The following is a 17766-nucleotide window of genomic DNA, read 5'->3' as shown; positions in this document are numbered from 1 at the left end:
CGGCCCCAGGCCGCGCCAAGGTTCTTGAACCGGGTGGGTGGGTCCGCGCATGGTGCCGGCGTGAGCACCTCCATCCCCCACCCTGACTTCGCGGTCGAGCGGTTCTCCCGGTGTCCGGACGCGCGCTTCCAGCCAGCGCCCGCGGACGGTGTGTTGCCGGAGGGCTTCTTCACCACCACGAACCTGCCCACCTACGTGCGCCTCGGCGGTGAGTGGCGCATGCCGCGCGAGCCGCGCATGGACGGCGCGCTCGTGCTGGACGAGCAGGGCGTGCTGTGGATTCGCGAGGGCCGCCGCGTCCGCGCCGGAGAGCGCGTGGTGGTGGGGCACGCGGAGGACGGCTCCGAGGGCGTCTACGTGAATACGGCGTACCTGGGCGGCGGCGGCGAGGGTGAGTTCAAGTTCATGACGAGCGAGGTGTCTCGCGAGAAGCCCATCGACTACGCGCAGATGGCGCGGCTGTTGGTGGAGGGGCGCGAGCGCGGCGGCTATCCGGTGTGGGTGACGGGGCCGGCGCTGGTGCATTCGCGGGCGCGCGCGGACATGACGTGGTTCATCGACAACGGCTTCGTGGGCGCGCTGCTGGCGGGCAACGCCGTGGCGGTGCATGACATCGAGGCGTCCATCTTCGGCACCACCCTGGGCATGAGCGGCACCGGCGAGGCCACGTCTGGAGGCCACGGCCTGCACATGCGCGCCATCAACAAGGTGCGCGCGGCGGGCTCCATCGCGAAGGCGGTGGAGGCGGGCGTGATTACCAACGGCATCATGCACGCGTGTGTCACGCACCAGGTGCCCTTCGTCCTGACGGGCTCCATTCGTGACGACGGTCCGCTGCCGGACGTGGTGACGGACAACGTGGCGGGGCAGGACGCCATGCGCCGTCACGCGGTGAAGGCCACCATGGCGGTGATGGTCGCCACCGCGCTGCATGCCATCGCCACCGGCAACATGTTGCCCGCGTTCGTCACGGAAAAGGACGGCTCGCTGCGGGAGCTGGCCACCATCTGCGTGGACTCGTCCGAGTTCGTGGTCAGCAAGCTGAAGGACCGGGGCACGCACCAGGCCTTCGGCGTGGTGACCAACGCCCAGGACTTCATGCACATCCTGCGGCTGTACGTGGAGCGCGAGCTGTCCGCCCGGGCCCAGGCCCCGAAGGGCACCTGAGCCGCGAGCCTGTCACCCGCTCACTGGCAGAGCGCGGCCTCGATGGAAATACAGCGCTGGCCCAGGCAGCGGCTTCCGGTGTCACATGTGGAGGACAGCCGTCCGCAGGGCTCTCCCTCACGAGCGATGGGCAGGCAGAGCAGGCCCGACTCAGTCACGGCGCAGGCGTGGCCTTGGGGGCAGATCAGGTTCTCGTAGTCACAAGCCTCTCCTGGTGCCACGGCCTTCACGCAGACGCCCAAGCGGCCCACCTCGAGGCGCGCGTCCTTGCACAACAGTCCCTCCGCGCACTCGCTGTCCAGGCGGCACTCCTGACGCTCCTCGCGGCGTGGCCGGCACAGCCCCAGGTCGTCGGGGTTCGCGTCGCAGAAGAGCTCTCGCTGGCACACGTCGACGTGGAGCCCGGTGGTCCCGTCACGGGTCGGCGCGGTGCAGGCCGAGCCTTCCTTCGCGTGGCGGACGCATTTGTTGTCGCTGCACACCAGGGAGGGGCCGCACGGGTAGTAGCCCTGGTTCTCGCAGATGTCTCCCTCCGAGCCCACCCGCTTGCACGTCTTGTAGCCATTCCAGTCGCACCAGAGGCCCTCCGCGCATGGCAGGGTAGAGGTGCCTCCCGCCTCTTGGACGACACACGAGGCGCCTTCCTCCAAGGGGCGCAGACAGGTCCAGGGCAGGCCTACGAGCACGAGCCCTGGTTCGCACGGGGTTCGCTGGGGAATCACGGAACCCTCCGTGCCTCGTGCCTGGCACACACCCGCGCAGGCGTTCTCCGACACGTGGCCGCAGTAGCCCTGTTCGCCACATTCGAGATTGCTCTGACAGCTCTCGGATGAAGCCGAAGCCACGAGCACCCGGCAGGTTGCGTCGTACTCGATGCCGAACCGCCACGAGTCATCGGACAGCGCGGGCGTGTCACAGCTTCCTCCCCGGATGGAGTCCAGACAGCGCCGGGCCGCGCCTTCGTCGAAGCGGAGCTGGCCGTTGCGCAGCGACTCGTCGTAGCGCGTCCCCAGCCCCAGGTAGGCGTCGCGTCCCCAGCGGCGCATGTCCTCTTCACACGCGCTCGCGCGGGCGTACTCGCCGCAGCGCTCGGCCCGAGCACAGAGCGCCTGGACGACCTCGCCGCCGAAGTCCTCCTTCTTCACCGCGTCCTCGCCGCCGCAGGCCCAGAGCCCCGCCAGCATCATCACCAGTGCCGCTTGTCGTCCATGCATCGCGCGTCCGCCCATCCGTGGCCTGAAAAGGGCCCTGACCCGGCGTGCCCTCCATGGGCATACGGACCTGACCTTCGCCACGGGCCGATGATGTCTCGCTTTCGGTGCGAGGCGCGAGGGCTACCGCGTCGCGAGCCGCCCCTCGGTGTCGATGAGGAACACCCCGCCCTCCGTCGCGACGCGCACGCCCCGCCGCTCCTCCTCGATGTGCAGCACCGGTCCGGCGACGGTCCACACCCGGTGGGTGCCGAGCTCCATCACGCGCCCATCCTCCGTCCCCGCATGGCGCGAGGTCAGCACCGTGTAGGTCGCATCCGGGGGCAGGGTCCGTGTGAGTGCGTCCAGTCGCTCGACGTACTCGGCCTCGCTCGCGTCCTCGGCGTCGGGCAGTGCGTGCCAGCGCACGTCGAGCACGGGCTCCACCCGGAAGGACGCATCCAGCGAGACGATGCCCGCGTCGGTGGCCGCGAAGAGCCGGTCGCCCGCGACTTCCAGCGCGAGACAGAAGGGGCTCGGCAGCCCGTCCTCCGTGGAGACGCCGCGCACGGGCTTGCCGGAAGAATCAAGCACCTCCAGGCCGTCCTCCGTGCAGGCGACGACGTGGCCGGCGAAGCGCGCCAGCTCCAGCGGTCCTCCCGTCTCGGGAGCGGGAGAACCCAGGGCGACGGCGGCGGCGACGGTGAGGGCGGAGAGCATGACTCCCACCCTCAATGCGAACCCCGGGCCACCACGACTTCCCCAGGAGGAACGGACGGATGGCGCCGGAGGTGTCCTCCCCCGGCCACAGGTGCGGCCGGGGGACAGCAGGCTTCAGTGCGCCTGACTCAGTACGACTCCTCGGGGACGTCCATCAGGTCCAGCGTGCCGGCCTCCACCATGCGGGCGGCGTGCGCGAGGCCCGGGAGCACTTCCGCGCAGTACCAGCGCGCGCTGGCGAGCTTGCCCACGTAGAAGGCCCTGTCACCGGGGTTGCTCTTCATCCGCTCCAGCGCCACGCCCGCGTGACGCACCAGCAGCCAGCCGATGACGAGCTCCGCCACGCTCGCCAGCACGCGGTTGCCCTGCAGGCCCACGTGGTAGACGGACTCGCCCAGCTTGCCCATCAGCGTGCCGAGCATCGTCTCCAAATCACCGAGCGCCTTGCCCAGCGTGGCGCGCTCCGTCTGCAGCTCGCCGCCGCCCAGGTCGCCCTCGGCCGTCTCGCGCACCTGCGACAAGAGGCCCTGCAGCGTCGCTCCGCCGTCCTTCGCCACCTTGCGCATGAGCAAGTCGAGCGCCTGGATGTGCGTGGTGCCCTCGTAGAGCGTGTCGATCTTCTGGTCCCGCAGGTACTGCTCCACCGGGTAGTCCTGCAGGTAGCCGGAGCCACCGTGGACCTGCAGCGCCACCGCGAGCAGCTCGAACGCCTTCTCCGAGCAGTAGCCCTTCACCAGCGGCAGCAGCATGTCGTTGAGCGTGTCCAGCTCTCCGGCCTCGGTGGCGCGGTGGCCGCCCTTCATCTCCACGCCGTCCTGCACGGACGCGGTGTAGAGACACAGCGCGCGCATGCCCTCGGCGTGCGCCTTCTGCGCCATCAGCATGCGGCGCACGTCCGGGTGCTGGAAGATGGGCACGCGCGGCGCCAGCTTGTTGCGCGCCTGGAGCAGGTCCGCGCCCTGGAGCCGGTCCTTCGAGAACGCCAGCGCGCGCTGGTAGCCCGCGGACAGCGTGGCCATGGACTTCACGCCCACCGCCATGCGCGCCTGCTCGATGATGTAGAACATCTGCCGGATGCCGTCGTGGACCTCGCCCAGCAGGAGGCCGCGCGAGGGCTGGCCGTCGCCGAACGTCAGCTCGCACGTGACGGAGCCCTTCAGCCCCATCTTCTTCTCCAGCTTGGTGCACACCACGCCGTTGCGCTCACCCTGGCTGCCGTCCTCGTTCACCCAGAACTTGGGCACGACGAAGAGCGACAGGCCCTTGGTGCCCGGAGGCGCGCCTTCCGGCCGCGCCAGCACCATGTGGATGATGTTCTCGGACATGTCCGAGTCACCGTTGGTGATGAAGCGCTTCACGCCCTCGATTTCCCACACGTCGCCGCCCACGGGACGCGCCTTGGTGCGCGCGGCGCCCACGTCGCTGCCGGCGTCCGGCTCGGTGAGCACCATGGTGCCGCCCCAGCGCTTCTCCAGCATGTGCGGCAGGAAGCGCTTCTTCTGCGAGTCCGTCCCCAGCCGGTCGATGATGCGCGCGAGCAGGTTGCCCAGCGTGTAGAAGGCCAGCGAGGCGTTGGCGCCCACCATCAGCTCGAACGCGGCCCAGCCCAGCGACGGCGGCGCGCCCATGCCACCCAGGTGCGGCGGCTGCTCCAAGAGGTGCATCCCCGCGTCGAAGAACGCCCCCATGGACTTCTTCAGCCCGGGAGGCAGCGTCACCTCGCCGTTCTCCAGCTTGGGCGGCGTGTGCTCGGCTTCGTCGAAGGAGGGCGCCAGCTCGTTCGCGCAGAGCACGGCGAACGCCTGCAACATCTGCCGGGCGGCCGTCTCGTCCAGGTCGCCAAAGGGCGCACGCCCCAGGGAGGTACGGCCGATGTCGAGGAACTCGAAGAGATTGAACTCGATATCGCGCAGGTTGGGGACGTAGTGGTTCGCGGACGACGACATCTCGGACTCCTCACGGGAACGAAAGCCCTGAGGGTAGCCGAGATTGATTTTCGAGTCAGCCCAGGTTGCCGGGCGCCACGGACGGTGAATGACGCGCGGTGCCGTGAACGCACGAAGGGCCCCCGGGGAACCGGCCCCAGAGGCCCTTCGCTCAGCGGTGTGTCACGTGTGACGGGGATTCAGCCCTTGAGCTGGAGCGAGGGCACCGCGCCCTCGCCGAGCACCAGGTGGACCTGGCCGACCTTGGCCGCGAGGTCCTTGTAGGCCTCCAGCTCCTTGAGGCGCACGAGCAGCGGGTTCTCCGCGAGCACCTTCGCCGTCTGGGCCATGGAGCGCGTGGCGGCCGTCTCCTCGCGGCGGGTGATGACGTTCGCCTCGGCCTCCTTCTGGGCCTGGATGACGCGGTTGAGCAGCTCCTTCATCTCACCCGGCAGCACGACGTCCTTGATGCCGAAGCGCAGCAGCTCCAGGCCCACCGACTCCGCGCGCTCCTTCACCTGCGCGAAGAGGTCCTCGGCCACGGCCTCACGCGAGGCGAGCAGCTCGTCCAGCGTGCGCGTGGCGACGGACTCGCGGGCCGCCAGCTGCATGGCGAGGTAGAGGATGTCATCCGGCGCGCGGGCGACGACGGCGAGCCGGCGGGCATCCGCCACGCGGAAGGCGGTGGAGAGGTTGAGCCGCAGCGTGACGCGGTCCTTGGTCATGACTTCCTGGCCGGTGACGTGGAGCAGGCGCTCGCGCAGGTCGATGACGGCGAGCTGGACCTTGCGGGCGACGGTCCACGCGGCGTGCCGGCCGGCGGGCAGCACCGCGTCCAGGGTGCCGTCCACGTAGCGCAGCACGACGCTGCCCTCGGTGGCCGTGGCCTCCACGTAGTCGCTGGCGGGGACCTTGGCGCGCACGACGTCCTGCAGTGGCGCGGTGGCCACGCCGGACGTGTCCAGGCGCTCGATGCTCACGGCGGAAGAAGCCGGGACGGAGTCGCGGCCGGGGAGGCGCTCCAACGTCCACACCTGGTGCTGGCCACGGCCGAGCCACAGGGTGGGGCGGCCGCGGTGGTAGAGCATGGCGCGCTCGGTGGGACCCAGCTCGAGGACCTGGAGGTCCGACGGGGGCACGAGCGCGAGCAGCTCCGTGTCCAGGTTCGTCAGGGGCATGCCGGTGGCGACGCGGACGATGCGCACGTTGCGGAAGGGGTAGGTGAGCCGGTAGCGGCCCGGCACCAGGTAGCGCGTGGGCACCTCGTCGACGAGGACGAACGCCCGCTCGTGCTGCACGACATCGACACGCTGGAAGAAGCTCATCGCGCACCTCCTTTCCCCGTGGGGGACTTGATGAAACCCGGGAGGCGAGGTGGCGCGAGGAAGCGCGCGTCCCGGGGGACTGCTGAAAAGTGGAAGCCCCGCCCTTCGCGGGTGGAGAGCGCTGACTGCGTGCCCGGCCTCGTCACCACATCCCGCGCTCGCGGGCCGGGCCGGGCGCGGACGACGACAGGACTTCCGTTGACGGCTCGGAAGGGGACTGTCGCCCTGGCGGACGGCGAGGCTTCGCGGTGGGGGAGGGTGGACGGGGTGGGCCAGCGCTCCTACCGGCTCGGGGTGGAGCTTCCTGGCGGAGCCGAGTTTTCAATTCGGTTCAGAACGAAGGAGTCGAACCTTCAACCTCAAGATTAAGAGTCTTGTGCTCTCCCATTGAGCTAGTTCTGAGAGTCCCCGTGAGGGGCCACTCAAATGGCTTTCGAGGCGGCCGGCCTGACGCAACCAATGTGAGGGAGACACCGCGGACGATGGACCCGGGAACACCCTGACCGGCACGTGAGCGCAGAGCGCCCCGGTCCAGCCTTCGGGAGCCCAGGGACAGACCCGTGACACCTCTGGAGATGCGTCGGGGGCGAGGGACGCCACCGTGGCACGGAGGCTGACAACGGGTGATTCGCCGAAGCGCGGGACGTGGGTCACCGCGTCCGGGCGAAAGGGTTGATTCGTTGCGCACGCGCGAGACGTTCGTCACCGCGCCTGGGAGGATGGGCTACTCCACCGCGCCTGGCTGCGCCGACTTCAGCGGCAGCGGCACGGAGGCCGTCTGGGATTGAGCCTGGGGCGCGAGGGAGGGCTCGGGCTCCGTGGACTCGGTGGGCTGCATCGGCTGGCAGCTCGGAGTCTCGCTCTTCGTGTCCGTCCCGCTCGCCATGGCCTGCTTCGCGGCGCTCTTGGAGGGCAGCGAGCACATGGTGCTTGTCGGTGTCGCCACGATGGGCTTCGCCACGCGGGGATTGCTCGGCGTCGCGGAGTTACCTCGCGCGCGGGAATCACCTCGCGAGTTGGAGTCGCTGCGCGTGTCCGCCTTGCCTTCGCTCGTGGAGGTGGACGTGGCCGTCGCCACCGCGGACGGGGTCGGCCGCTTCGCCGCTTCTCCGAGCGCGTTCGCCAGCCGTCCGTTGCTCTCGTGCATCTGGTCCCGCGCCCGGTCCAGGCTGGCCTGCGCGTGCTCGCGCTGCGCATCCATGCTGCCCTGGAGTCGCTCGCGCTCCTTCACCAGCGCCGCCTGGGCCTCGTCACGCTGGGCATCCAGCTTCGTCCGATACGACTCGCGCTCCTGCTCCTGGTTGGCGCGCAGGCTGTCGCGCTCCTTCGAGACATCACTCAGGCGCTGCTCCAACTCCCCCTTCTCCGCCGAGAGCATCTTCTCCGTGGTGACCATGCACGCCTCGAGCACCTTCTCGTCTGGCTCGCGCGTGGGCAGCGGCTCACCGCGATTCCAGGCCACCATCGCGCTGCTCTGCCAGCGGTAGTCCGCGTGCATCACGCACTCCTGCACCAATCGTGTCACACGGTCCGCTGACCACTCCGGCTTCGGCCGCGCGCAGGGACCCACTTCTTCCTTGAAGCTGGAGGGAAAGGTGCGGACCTGCTTCACCCAGCAACCATCCCGCTGCTCCACCTTCACCGACGCGCACCCGCTCACCGCCACCGCGAGCACCACCGCAGCCACACGCTTCATGACGCCCCCGCCTTCCATCCCGCCCGCCGGCCCGTGCTTCACCTCTTCGCCACTCGAAGGCACGGTAGGAACGATGGAAGACCTCGCCCATTCGGCGGAGGCCTCTCGCGCAAGGCGCCTGTTCTCGACTCAACGGACCCGGGCAGACAGGCGAGCATGCTTCGACCCACCCCGTGTGCGCCGCTCAACGCTCGCACCCTCCGAAGGGGGTGGGCGGCCGAGCATGCGCTCCACCGTCCACCAGTCTCCTCGCGCTGCTCAGGGAATCAGGCTTCGCGTGTGCTCCAGCAGCTCCGGTCCGCCCGGCGCGCCGTGGCCCGGGATGATGACGCGGGTCTCTGGGAAGCGCTCACGCGTGCGCTCCAGGCTCGCGGGCCAGGCCGCGAGGTCCGCGTCCTCCACGTTGCCCAGGTCCTTCGCCGCTCCATCCTTCACGAAGCAGCCACCGAACAACACACCGCTGTCCCGGTGCCACACGAGGAGGTTATCGCGCGCATGCCCCGCACCAGGGAAGAACAACTCCACCGGCCCCAGCGTGCGCGCTCCCGAGAAACTCTCCGTGGGCACGGGCCGTCCATGCTCCGTCGCGAGCTTCACCGTGTCCTCCAGCCCGTACACCGGAATGTTCCGCGCCACGAGCACCGGGATGCCCGCGGTCCGGTCGACGTGGAAGTGCGTGGACACCGCCGCGCGCACAGGCTTGCGCAGCGTCTCCTTCGCCCAGGTGAGCAGGTGCTCCGTCTGTGCCGGACTCCAGCCCGTGTCGACCAGCAGCGACTCCGCGCCGTCCTCGATGACCAATCCGTTCGCGGGGTAGCGGCCGAAGTCCGGGCCCGACAGCGTCGTGTGGACCCAGACACCCGGAGCGATGCGGCGCACGGAGATGTCCTCCGTGAGCGTGTACTCACTCGGGCCCGTGTCGGGTGTTGCCACCGTGGAGGCGGGGCGCCCGGGTGTCGAGGTACAGGCCGGAGCGAGCATCAGCACGGGCGTGAGGACGAGGGCGCAAAGGCGTTGTGAGGTCATGACGTGGGCTGCTGACCTCGTGCGGAAGAGGGGGCGATTCATGAGGGCTCGCCACCGAGGATGACCGTGCACTGGCCCGTGACGACCTGGGGGCGCTCATCCACCCACTGCCAGACGCGGCTGTAGCGAAGCCGCGCTTCGAACTCGGTGCCGTCGTGGGTTCCCTTCACAGAGGCGCTGACGATGACCACCGCGCCCGCCGAGAGGTAGCGGATGATGGGCGCCGACACGTCCAGCCGCGTCAGGCGCAGCGCGCGCGAGCGGTGCGCGGCCAGGTCCGCTTCCTTGTCGAACACCTGTCCGGTGTGGTTGACGAAGACGAGGTCGTCGGAGATGAGCGCGTCGAGCGCGGCGACGTCACCCCGGAGCATTGCCTGCCGCAGCGACTCCTCGGCGGCGAGGAGGTCTTCTTCCGTCATCATCCGTGGCGCTCCCTTGTTTCGATGCCAGTCACGGTGGAGTCTGTAGCGTCGCGAGTCTGCCTTGGCCACCCACTCGGGGTGTGCCACTTCCATCGCGACGACGCTACCCCCGCTCCACGTCCCACCAACCGAACCACATCGTCCGCTCCTCGGTGAGCTGCACCCAACCCGGGGCATGCACGTAGTCGCGCGGTTGCAGCCCCGCTTCCACGACGGCGCGAGCCGTGTCCTCGAAGGAATACAGATGCAGCGTCACCGCCGGGCCCGCCGTCTGGACCTCGTGCGTGGCGGTTTCATGTCCCTCGAAGCCGGGCCGTTGCTCCAGCACCGTGAACAACATCCGACCCCCGGGCGCCAACGTCGCGGCGAGATGGCTCAGCACGCGCGGCAGGTCGTCACAGAAGTCGAGGCAACCGATGGCCAGCACCACCTGGAAGCGCCCCCACTCCTCGGGGAAGGGGCGGTGATAGCTGTGCACGTGCCACGCGCCCTCGGGCCGGGCCTGTCGCGCCAGCTCCAGCATCTCCGGGGACAGGTCGACTCCCACCACGTCGATGGAGGCGTCCAGGCCCCGCGTATGGAGCCCCGGCCCGCACCCCACGTCCAGCACTCGACACCCCGGAGTCACCGCTTCCGCGAGGAAGCGCTCCACGCGGTCCTCATATCGGTGAAGCACGGGGAAGAGCGCCTCGTACGCCGAGGCAATCTCCCCATACACCTGCTTCACGTCCTCTTCCTGAGCATCCCGCGACATGGCGCCGCAGCCTATGCACGAGGAGGGCCCAGGTGGCGTGGAACACACGCGGACACTCCGTGCGGTGAGCGTCCTGGGATGAACGCTGGACGCTCCGCCGTGGCGTCACTTGTTCCGGGGAGCACCACAGTCCGGGCAGAACTTCGCGCTCTCCGGCACCTCCAGGCCACACGTCCCGCAGCTCACCTTCCGGGCCGCGAGGGGCTTGCCGCACTCCATGCAGAACTTCCCGCCGTCCACCTTGGCGGCGCAGTGCGGACACGTCGCCAGCCGCGTCTCCTTCATGTCCAGCGTCGCGACGTGGTCCACCGTACGCGCCTTCTCGCGCGCCTGCTCCACCGCCACGTGCGCCTGGATGGAGGCCGCCTCTTCCGCCAAATCGGGAGCGCACGCCTCGCACAGTCCGCGCCCCTCGTTCCAGCACGAGCGCGGACACACCCACTTGCCGCACCGGGTGCAGTTCTTGAAGTGCTGCTTCCCCGCGTCCACGGCCTCCGCGTAGGCCTCATCCCAGCCCTGGCCGCGCAGCGCGTCCTTCAGGTGCGTGCCCGCGTGCGCCGCGCGTCCAATCGTCCCGCCGAAGAACGAGCCCGCGGCGCGCAAGAGGCCCGTGGCCACGCCTACCTTGCTCGCGATGAACGGCGACATGTGCCCGTTGCCGCACTTGTCGCAGAAGAACTCGAACTGGAACCCGTAGTCGTTCGAGCGGTCCGTGTAGTTCCGGGTGAACTGAATCATCGACATGTCGTGCGTGCTCCCTGCCGCAACACGCCGTCACGCTATCACGGATGCAACAGGACCTCGCCCGGATGACGAGGCCCTCGGACGTCCGGGTGGCTCAGTCCTCCACCTGCCGGAACACCGCCATCGCGCGGCCCACCAGCTCGAACTTCCCCCGAGGCGTGACTTTCTCCGCGCCCCGGGTGTCGTCCGCCGTGTACAGCGCCAGCTCCCACCGCTGGCCCGTCACCACCGCGGGCACGGTGAAGGACACCGGCTCATGGTGCGCGTTGAGCAACACCAGCACCGCGTCGCCGATGATGCGCTGGCCGCGCTCGTCCGGCGTGGGGATGGCGTCGCCTCCCAGGAGGAACGCCAGCGAGCGCACGAAGGGCTTCTTCCAGTCCTCCGCGCCCATCTCCGTCCCATCCGGACGGAACCACGCCAGGTCCTTGTGCTCGGAGTCCCACAGGTGCGCGCCCTTGAAGTAGCGCCGCCGCTGCAACACCGGCTGCCGGTGTCGGAAGTGGATGAGCTTCCGGGTGAACTCCAGGAGCTTCTCCCTCCGGGCATCCAGCTTCCAGTCCACCCACGACAGCTCGTTGTCCTGGCAGTACGCGTTGTTGTTGCCCCGCTGCGTGCGCCCCATCTCGTCGCCCGCGACAATCATCGGGACACCCGTGGACAGGAACAGCGAGGCCAGGAGGTTGCGCTTCTGCCGCTCGCGCAAGGCGACGACGCCTGCGTCCTCCGTCTCGCCCTCCACGCCGCAGTTCCACGACTGGTTGTCGTCCGCTCCGTCGCGGTTGTGCTCGCCGTTCGCCTCGTTGTGCTTGTGGCTGTACGTCACCAAATCGTGAAGCGTGAAGCCGTCGTGCGCCGTCACGAAGTTGATGCTCGCCTGCGGCTTGCGCCGCGCCTCCGCGTACAGGTCCGAGTTCCCCGTCAGCCGGTAGCCCACCTCGCCCGCGAGGTTCTCGTCCCCCTTCCAGTAGCGGCGCAGCGCGTCCCGGTACTTGCCATTCCACTCGCGCCACGGCGCGGGGAAGCCGCCCACCTGGTAGCCGCCGAGCCCCACGTCCCACGGCTCCGCGATGAGCTTCACCCGGCTGAGCACCGGGTCCTGCTGAAGAATCTGGAACAGCGCCGCCCTCGGGTCGAACCCGCCTTCGCCCGTGCGCCCGAGCACCGTGGCCAGGTCGAAGCGGAACCCGTCCACATGCATCTCGTTCACCCAGTAGCGCAGGCTGTCGATGATGAGCCGCGCCGCGTTCGGGTTCGACGCGTTGACGCTGCTGCCGCACCCGGTGAAGTCCAGGTAGTAGCGCGCGTCCGGCATCAGCCAGTAGTAGCTCGCGTTGTCGATGCCCTTCAGCGACAGCGTGGGCCCCAGGTGGTTGCCTTCGCAGGTGTGGTTGTAGACGACGTCGAGGATGACCTCGAGCCCCGCCGCGTGCAGCGCACGCACCATCGCCTTGAACTCGGCCACCGCGGCGCCCGGTGTCTTGCGGCTGGCGTAGTACTGCTCGGGCGCGAAGAAGCCGAGCGTGTTGTAGCCCCAGAAGTTGGACAGCTTCTTGTCGTTGAGGAACGAGTCGTCCGCGAACGCATGCACGGGCAACAGCTCCACCGACGTGACGCCCAGCTTCTGGAGGTGCTCGATGATGGGCGGCGAGGCGAGCCCCGCATAGGTGCCGCGCAGGTGCTCGGGCACGTCGGGATGCCGCATGGTGAGGCCGCGCACGTGGGCCTCGTAGATGACCGTCTTGCGCCAGGGGATTTCCGGCCGGCGGTCATTGCCCCAGTCGAAGTAGTCGCTCACCACCACGCCCTTGGGCACCCCCGCCGCGCTGTCGCGCTCGTCGCGCGCCAGGTCCTGATGGGGGTTGCCGAGCGGGTAGCCGAACACCGGCTGCTTCCAGTCCACGTCGCCGTGCAGGGCCTTGGCATACGGGTCCACCAAGAGCTTGTGCGGATTGCAGCGGTGCCCCTTCGATGGCTCGTAGGGGCCGTGGACCCGCAGGCCGTACAGCGTCCCGGGCTCCAGGCCCGGCACGTAGCCGTGGTGGACGAAGTCCGTCGCCTCCGGCAGCGGGAAACGTTCGATTTCCTTCGTTGGATTCGCGGGGTCGAAGAGACAGACCTCGATGCGCGTGGCCACCTGGGAGAAGACGGCGAAGTTCACTCCCGTGCCGTCGAAGGTGGCACCACGCGGCCAGGGTTTCCCCGGCCAGACCTCCCTGCTCATGCGGGCTCTCGATTCCTCTCAAGGATATGGCCCGCTGAATGTGGGATGGCCCCCGCGTACCGGCAACCGTCAAGCAGCGACTGCGTGGTCCAGTGAGCGCCACGTCCCCAACGCCCAGTCCTCCTCCTCCGGGTCGTCGAAGCTCACCACGCACAGCGCCCGGTGCCTCCCCGAACTGCACACCGCCGTCAGCCGGCACTCGCCCGGCTCCATGTGCAGCGAGGCGCGGCCGCTCACCCGCTCGCCCCGGTACTCCAGCTCCATGGCCCGGCGCTCCGCCGTGGTGGGCGCCAGGCTGTCCTCCGTCGCGTCCTCCAGGGGAACGAAGCGCACGCTGCGCCGATGGTCCCTGGCCACCCAGGTGCCGTCCTCCAGGTGCGCCTCCGCCAGCGAGCCCGGGATTCGAATCTCCCAGCCCGCCGGCAGCGCCACCTGCACCGCGCCCCGCCGGTAGCCGATGGACGGCCCCCTCGCCGCGTGGAACGCCGCGTGCCGGTGGACGAGCTCCGCGAGCGTTCCACCCACGCCCAGGTAGCCGAGCACCTCGCGCCACTCGCGCCACGGGTACGCCAGCTCCGGGTCCTCGCGCCACGCCAGCTCCAGCGCGCGCGCCACCTCGCGCAAGAGCCGGCGCTCTTCGTCCAGCAGCGGCGGACGCCACACGACTTCCGTCCACAGCCGGCACAGGGCCCGGCCCAGCCGCGCGTGCGCGCCCACGCCCTGCTTCCACCAGGGAAACACATCCATGCCCAGCCGAGGGTCCTCGTACACGCGCCGCATCCAGCGCTCGTCCCGAGGGCCCAGCGGCGTCAGGAGCGCGCCGGGATACTCGAAGGTGTGGCCGAAGCGCATCGACATCGCGAAGCCCGACTCCCCCTGGCTGCGCAGCCGCAACACCTGTCCCACGGACTCCTGGAGCCACGCGAGCATGTGGACTTCCACCGGGCCCGCGTCGTCCGTGTGGAAGTAGCCCGTGGGGTCTCCCACGCCCATCGCCTCGTCGGCCTCCGCCCAGTGCAGGTCCAGCGATTGACCCATCGCCTTGAGCAAGTCACAGAGGAAGACGTGGTAGCCCGGGCCCACCGCCGTCGTCTCCGCGGAGATGACGACGCGCGCGCCGCTGGCCGCGAGGATGGAGACTTCGCCCGCCGCTGGATGCAATCGCAGTCGCAGCATCGGCGCGCCGTGGGGGCCGGTGCTCAGATGACTGCTCTCCAGCCATTCTTTCGCGTTCCCCTGAAACCATTGCTCCACCTGCTGCAACCAGGAGCGCGCGTTCTCGGATGACGGCGTGAAGGGCACATCCCCTCCACGCCGGCCGGCCAGCAGCAACTTCACACTCATCACGCCTCTCTCGGGTTGGGACGACGGTTCATCCGGGGACAGGGCATGTCTCCGCGTCTTGTCAGGAAAGCGCGCTTCGCCTTGAAGGTGCCACCGACCCCGGGTGCCTGCCGGCCCGTGCTCCACGTCGCGCGGAGTCACGAGCGAGAGGACTTTCGCTCGTCCGCCTGCCTGCCCTTGTCGCAATGACTTGCAGTGACGTGAGGCTTTCGTGACCCGGAGGCATCAGGCCACGGAAGTTGAAGAGAGGTTCAGTTCTGGGTGGCGGCGGCGGGCGCGTCCTTGCGCGCGTTGGCGGCGACCTTCTCCGCGATGCGGGCCCAGGAGGTGTGCTGGCGCACGGACTCGAGCGACGGCTCGGTGGTCAGCGACGTGGTGGCGGCGAAGCCCTGGTCGGCGGCGCGCTCCAGCCAGATGATGGCTTCGTCCTGGCTGCCGGCGCGCGCGGCGATGACACCGGCGTAGTAGAGCGCGTCGGGGTGGCGGAAGCCGTCGGCCCACGCCTTGCGGTAGAGGAAGAGCGCGTCCTCGTAGCGCCCGTCCTCCAGGAGCTTGTCGGCCTCGGCGCCCAGGCGGCGCGCCTCGCTGGCGTCGGGCGGCACGGGGCGGGGGACGGGCCCGGAGGGGTTGCTCGGGTCGTTGGTGTGGGTGGTGGCGCAGGCGGTGAGGTGAAGAACGGCGAGGACCGTGAGGAGACGGCGCATGGCGGAGGGCTCCGGTTTGAGAAGGTTTCGGGCGGGGACGCTGCCAATACCTGGCCAACCATTCAAGCAGGGGCTTGCTGCTCGGAGCAGGGACGGCGTCCACGTTGAGGGAAAGGAGGCCGTCATGAGCAAGAAAGACGAGCTGCACATTCCGCCCGATGCCCTTCCCACCATCCCCAAGCGCGACGCGGGAACCGAGGACGAGTCCTCACCGCGCCGCGTACCTCCGACGTTGGACCCGGGTACAGGGCCTGGAGGCACCCCCGGGGCGGATGAGGATCCGCTCATCATCGAGCCGCAGATGAACCCCGGCCGCTATCCCGGGACGAGTGTGAGCTGAACGTCATGAGATGGAGCGCGCGAGGCCCGCGTCCGAAAGGGCGCGGGCCTTTTGCTGTCGGACGTGTGCGAGCCAGTGCCGCTCGCCAGAAATGGTGATGCCCGCGCCGGTCGGGGCGCGGGCATCGGGTGCGCTCGATTCAGCGCGGGGCTACTGCTTGCGGCCGGACTCCGGCTCGCGGGGCGCGCTGGTGTCGGGCGCGTACGGGTCCTCGCGGTCGCTGGAGTCAGGCGTCAGGTCTCCATCCCCGCTCGTGCCGGGGTCGACGGCGGTGTCATCCGCGGGGTCCAGCGTGCCCGAGCCACCCGTGCCCGGGTCCAGCGTCGGGTCCTGACCCGTGGGCGGGTTCAGCGTCGGGTCCTGCCCGGAGGGCGGACTCGTGGACGGGTCATCCACGCCCGTGCCGCCCGTGCCCGGGTCCACGGAGGGGTCCGTGGCTGGCGGTGGACTCATCGTCGGGTCATCCATGCCCGTGCCGCCCGTGCCGGGGTCCGGCGTGGTGCCCGCGGGTGGCGTCGTCGTCTCGCTGCCCGTCGTGGTGCCCGTGTCCGTCGTCGGGGCCGTCGTGTCGTCGCGCTTCGCGCTCGAGTCGGACTTGCAGGCGGTACCAAACACGAGAGCGCCGGCGGCGAGCGAACCCAGGACGAGCTTCGTCTTCAGGAACTTCTTCATGGTGGTTCTCCCACTGGAAAGGTTGGGTTGGTGGTGTGGCTGGCTGCTGCTGGTCGAGAACGTGAGCAGCCAAATCGCGACCTGCAGCGGACGCCCCTCCGGCTGCCTGCTCCCCGGGCAAAGGCAGGAAGCAGCACGTGGGGACCTTGTCCGCGCGCGATTGTCTTTCAGCCGTCTTTGTTCGGGCCCACCAGCCGGGGTTGGTCATCCCCGCGAGTGCCCTGGGAACGGCGGCGCAGGGACTCGCGCCACCCCGGCGTCAGCAGCGGACACTCCGCCAGCGCGGCGGCGTCCTCCCGCCGGTGCTCATGCATCGCCAGGTTGGCGAACGCGACGGTGAACGCGGGGAAGGGACGCTCCACCAACTCCAGCGCGTCGCCCGCACGGACCTTGCCTTCTTCCAGCACGCGGTAGTACCAACCCGTGCGTCCCGTCCGCTGGAGCAACAGCGCCAGTTCCTTGTGCCGCCAGCGCCGCGCGGGCTTCCAACAGGGCTGACGCGGCTGCGACACCTGCACGCGGGCGCCACCCACCCGCAGCACGTCGCCAATGCAGACGCTGTCCTCGGCGCCACCGGAGACGACCCAGTTCTCACCGAAGGCGCCCGGGCCCACGTCCTCACGCGCCAGTTGGGCGCGCCAGAAAGCGTGGTGCGAGGCGGGGTACGCGAGCACCGCCTTCTCCAGTCCCCCATGGACCCGCAGGTCCGCCTGACCATCTCCGGCCAGCCCCGTGCGCGACAGCCACACGGGCCCCAGCACGGGCTCTTTGTGGATGGCGCTGGTCCACGGCCGCTCCAGCGGGTCCACGGCACCCGGCGTGCCGAACTCGCGGGGCATGCCCACGTGGAGCGAGAGGATGCGGGGGAGCTCGGTGTCCATCACTCGCGCGACAAAGCAGGCGCGCGAGGCGCTGTCCAGCGGTCCTGACTCGTGAAGGCCGCTCGTTCGACAAGAGGCGGGGGCCGCCCTGAAGGCCGCCCCCGCCTCGTCAACCTCGTGTCGCGTGTGGCGTCAGAAGGTTCCGCCGTCCATCACCGCGCCGCCCGCGGGCGGCTGGAACGTGTCGTCATCCGTGGTGCCCGGCACCACGCCCGAGCCACCCATGCCCGCGTCACCGTCGAGCGTGGGCGTGGTCCCCGGCGCGGACGTCGTCGTGTCCGGGGTCGTCGTGGTGGTGTCGCCCGGCGTCGTCGTGGTGGTGTCGCCCGGTGTCGTCGTGGTGCTGCTGCCGGGGTTCTGCTGTGGCGTGCTGGGCACCGTGCCCGGCGCCGTCTGCGTCGGGTCCATCATCGTCGGGTCCTGCGTTGTCGTGTCCGGAGTCGTCGTACTCCCGGAGCCGCCCGTCGCGGGCTGCCCCGAGGTATTCGGGTCCGTCTGGGCCACCATGACAGGTGCCTCCGTGGAACTGCACGCCGAGCCCAGTGCCAGGGTACCCGCCATGGCACCCGCCCACATCCACCGCCTCATGTGCTTCGCCATTGCCTCCTCCTTCCGTGGGTGTGCGTCACTTC

The 17766-nt window shown here is 69.7% G+C and carries 17 protein-coding genes and 1 tRNA gene; 2 read left to right on the top strand and 16 right to left on the bottom strand.

Features of this window, described 5'->3' with window-relative positions:
• The first annotated feature begins 60 nt into the window (after positions 1 to 60).
• On the top strand, positions 61 to 1167 hold the full coding sequence (locus tag HUA76_RS04475) for a hypothetical protein (RefSeq protein WP_174460083.1): 1107 nt from the start codon (positions 61 to 63) through the stop codon (positions 1165 to 1167).
• 20 nt (positions 1168 to 1187) lie between these two features.
• Here HUA76_RS04475 and HUA76_RS04470 read toward each other — a convergent pair whose 3' ends face one another.
• From HUA76_RS04470 to HUA76_RS04410, 13 genes are all read right to left on the bottom strand, one after another.
• Positions 1188 to 2381 carry a Dickkopf N-terminal cysteine-rich domain-containing protein gene (locus tag HUA76_RS04470; RefSeq protein WP_174460082.1) on the bottom strand — a complete coding sequence of 398 codons (1194 nt, stop codon included), beginning with the start codon at positions 2379 to 2381 and terminating at the stop codon, positions 1188 to 1190.
• A 120-nt stretch (positions 2382 to 2501) separates the two neighbouring features.
• Positions 2502 to 3077, bottom strand: a complete 576-nt coding sequence (locus HUA76_RS04465) for a hypothetical protein (RefSeq protein ID WP_174460081.1) — start codon at positions 3075 to 3077, stop codon at positions 2502 to 2504.
• A 128-nt stretch (positions 3078 to 3205) separates the two neighbouring features.
• Positions 3206 to 5023, bottom strand: a complete 1818-nt coding sequence (locus HUA76_RS04460; protein ID WP_174460080.1) for an acyl-CoA dehydrogenase — start codon at positions 5021 to 5023, stop codon at positions 3206 to 3208.
• 179 nt (positions 5024 to 5202) lie between these two features.
• Positions 5203 to 6327: a slipin family protein gene (locus HUA76_RS04455; protein WP_174460079.1), complete on the bottom strand. Its 1125-nt coding sequence runs from the start codon at positions 6325 to 6327 to the stop codon at positions 5203 to 5205.
• A gap of 330 nt (positions 6328 to 6657) precedes the next feature.
• Positions 6658 to 6729, bottom strand: a tRNA-Lys gene (locus HUA76_RS04450).
• A gap of 322 nt (positions 6730 to 7051) precedes the next feature.
• A complete protein-coding gene (locus HUA76_RS04445) occupies positions 7052 to 8023 on the bottom strand; it encodes a hypothetical protein (RefSeq protein WP_174460078.1) in 972 nt (323 codons plus the stop codon).
• Positions 8024 to 8281: 258 nt separating this feature from the next.
• A complete protein-coding gene (bla, locus tag HUA76_RS04440; protein WP_174460077.1) occupies positions 8282 to 9049 on the bottom strand; it encodes a subclass B1 metallo-beta-lactamase in 768 nt (255 codons plus the stop codon).
• Positions 9050 to 9087: 38 nt separating this feature from the next.
• Complete coding sequence (locus HUA76_RS04435; protein WP_141645021.1) at positions 9088 to 9471, bottom strand: nuclear transport factor 2 family protein; 384 nt, start codon at positions 9469 to 9471, stop codon at positions 9088 to 9090.
• 103 nt (positions 9472 to 9574) lie between these two features.
• Entirely contained in the window at positions 9575 to 10225 is a 651-nt protein-coding gene (locus HUA76_RS04430; RefSeq protein ID WP_141645020.1) for a bifunctional 2-polyprenyl-6-hydroxyphenol methylase/3-demethylubiquinol 3-O-methyltransferase UbiG, read from the bottom strand.
• Positions 10226 to 10330: 105 nt separating this feature from the next.
• Entirely contained in the window at positions 10331 to 10969 is a 639-nt protein-coding gene (locus HUA76_RS04425; protein WP_174460076.1) for a zinc ribbon domain-containing protein, read from the bottom strand.
• 94 nt (positions 10970 to 11063) lie between these two features.
• Positions 11064 to 13193 (bottom strand): glycogen debranching protein GlgX, encoded by a 2130-nt coding sequence (gene glgX / locus HUA76_RS04420; protein ID WP_174460075.1) that lies wholly within the window; start codon positions 13191 to 13193, stop codon positions 11064 to 11066.
• A 69-nt stretch (positions 13194 to 13262) separates the two neighbouring features.
• Entirely contained in the window at positions 13263 to 14537 is a 1275-nt protein-coding gene (locus HUA76_RS04415; RefSeq protein ID WP_174460074.1) for a hypothetical protein, read from the bottom strand.
• Positions 14538 to 14788: 251 nt separating this feature from the next.
• Complete coding sequence (locus HUA76_RS04410; protein WP_141645016.1) at positions 14789 to 15241, bottom strand: hypothetical protein; 453 nt, start codon at positions 15239 to 15241, stop codon at positions 14789 to 14791.
• A gap of 124 nt (positions 15242 to 15365) precedes the next feature.
• On the opposite strand from HUA76_RS04410, the gene HUA76_RS04405 reads away from it, so the two are divergent.
• Positions 15366 to 15581 (top strand): hypothetical protein, encoded by a 216-nt coding sequence (locus HUA76_RS04405; protein ID WP_174460073.1) that lies wholly within the window; start codon positions 15366 to 15368, stop codon positions 15579 to 15581.
• 150 nt (positions 15582 to 15731) lie between these two features.
• Here HUA76_RS04405 and HUA76_RS04400 read toward each other — a convergent pair whose 3' ends face one another.
• The 3 genes from HUA76_RS04400 to HUA76_RS04390 all read right to left on the bottom strand — a co-directional run bounded on the left by HUA76_RS04400 (position 15732) and on the right by HUA76_RS04390 (position 17734).
• Positions 15732 to 16253, bottom strand: a complete 522-nt coding sequence (locus HUA76_RS04400) for a hypothetical protein (RefSeq protein ID WP_174456978.1) — start codon at positions 16251 to 16253, stop codon at positions 15732 to 15734.
• 167 nt (positions 16254 to 16420) lie between these two features.
• On the bottom strand, positions 16421 to 17134 hold the full coding sequence (locus tag HUA76_RS04395; RefSeq protein ID WP_174456977.1) for an MOSC domain-containing protein: 714 nt from the start codon (positions 17132 to 17134) through the stop codon (positions 16421 to 16423).
• Between the two features lie 132 nt (positions 17135 to 17266).
• On the bottom strand, positions 17267 to 17734 hold the full coding sequence (locus HUA76_RS04390; RefSeq protein ID WP_141645013.1) for an Erp protein: 468 nt from the start codon (positions 17732 to 17734) through the stop codon (positions 17267 to 17269).
• Positions 17735 to 17766: the final 32 nt, after the last annotated feature.

The sequence above is a fragment of the Myxococcus sp. CA056 genome (assembly GCF_013336715.1).
GTDB lineage: Bacteria > Myxococcota > Myxococcia > Myxococcales > Myxococcaceae > Myxococcus > Myxococcus llanfairpwllgwyngyllgogerychwyrndrobwllllantysiliogogogochensis.
Note: the sequence above shows the minus strand (reverse complement) of the source record. Positions and strands in the feature narration are given on the sequence as shown.